The following is a 1,495-nucleotide window of genomic DNA, read 5'->3' on the forward strand; positions in this document are numbered from 1 at the left end:
GGCGTGATCGGAGAAACGGATGGTTTTGACACCCAATTCGTAAACCCAATCAAAAGCTTAGGCGATACCCGCCGCCCAATCTCGACCAACCCCGTGAATAAGATGGGCTAAAGTATCAATACCCGGCCGAAAGCGAGGTCGCCGGAGAAACGCCGCAAGCGACACTCACGCGCCTGGTCCGCGAAGCCCTGCCGCGCCGGTATCCCGCCGGCACGCCGAAAAGCGTTCTGGCGCAGATCAAGCACGAGCTGGATTTGATCGGACGGCTGGATTACGCACCTTATTTCCTGACCGTGAACACGATCGTCCAGTACGCGCGCTCGCTCGGCATCGTCTGCCAAGGGCGCGGGTCTGCCGCCAATTCCGCAGTCTGCTATGTGCTGGCCGTTACCGCGATCGATCCCGTCCGCAGTGGTCTGCTGTTCGAGCGATTCGTGTCGGCCGAGCGGAACGAGCCGCCCGACATCGATGTCGATTTCGAAAGCGACCGACGGGAGGAGGTGATCCAGTGGATCTATCGGCGTTACGGGCGGAGCCACGCCGCTCTGTGCGCGACGGTGATGCGTTACCAGCCACGCGGCGCGCTGCGCGAGGTCGGCAAGGTGCTCGGACTTGCGGACGATCTGACCGCGCAGATGGCCAAGCATCTCGGCTCCGTGCTGGACGATCCCGATCTGCTGCAGGCCCGGGCACAGGAAATCAATCTTGACCTGCGCGATCGCCGACTGGCGCTGACGTTGCATCTGGCCCGCCAGTTGATCGGCTTTCCCCGGCAGCTCGGTACGCATCCGGGCGGCTTCGTGTTGACTCGCGACAGGCTCGACGAGTTGGTGCCGGTCCAGCCGACCGCCATGGAGGACCGGCAGATCATCACCTGGGACAAGGACGATATCGACGTCCTGCGCTTCATGAAGGTCGACATACTCGGCCTCGGGATGCTGGGGTGCCTGCGTCGGTGTTTCGAGCTGCTCGACGACCGCTTCGGGATCAGGATGGATATCGCCGCCATCCCGCCCGAGGATGCCAGGACCTATGCCATGATCTCCCGGGCGGACACACTCGGCACATTCCAGATCGAGAGCCGGGCGCAGATGTCGATGTTGCCGCGCCTGAAGCCGAAGACCTTCTATGACCTGGTCGTGCAGGTGGCGATCGTCCGGCCTGGGCCGATCCAGGGCGACATGGTTCATCCCTATCTCCGTCGGCGCGAGGGACTGGAAGACCCCGATTGCCCCTCGCCAGCCCTCGAAGCCATTCTCGGGAAGACCCTTGGCGTGCCGCTGTTCCAGGAGCAGGCGATGCAGGTCGCGATCCATTGCGCGGGCTTCACGCCCGGAGAGGCGGACCAGCTTCGTCGCTCGATGGCCACCTTCAAATTCACCGGTCTCCCGCCTCCCGGTTTTTTGAGACACTCGATAAGCACATGAGGAACGTGCGGAGGTGTCACGATGAGGAACGACCTGAAGAACGACGCGAAACGACCGGGGCATGGTGG

General features: G+C 62.9%; 1 pseudogene. It reads left to right on the forward strand.

Annotated elements, in window-relative coordinates:
* Positions 1 to 101 precede the first annotated feature (101 nt).
* A pseudogene (locus HLH48_RS22745) lies at positions 102 to 1,385 on the forward strand (error-prone DNA polymerase); the annotation flags it as partial.
* Between the last annotated feature and the right edge of the window lie 110 nt (positions 1,386 to 1,495).

The sequence above is a fragment of the Gluconacetobacter sacchari genome (genome assembly GCF_014174255.1).
Lineage (GTDB): Bacteria > Pseudomonadota > Alphaproteobacteria > Acetobacterales > Acetobacteraceae > Gluconacetobacter > Gluconacetobacter sacchari.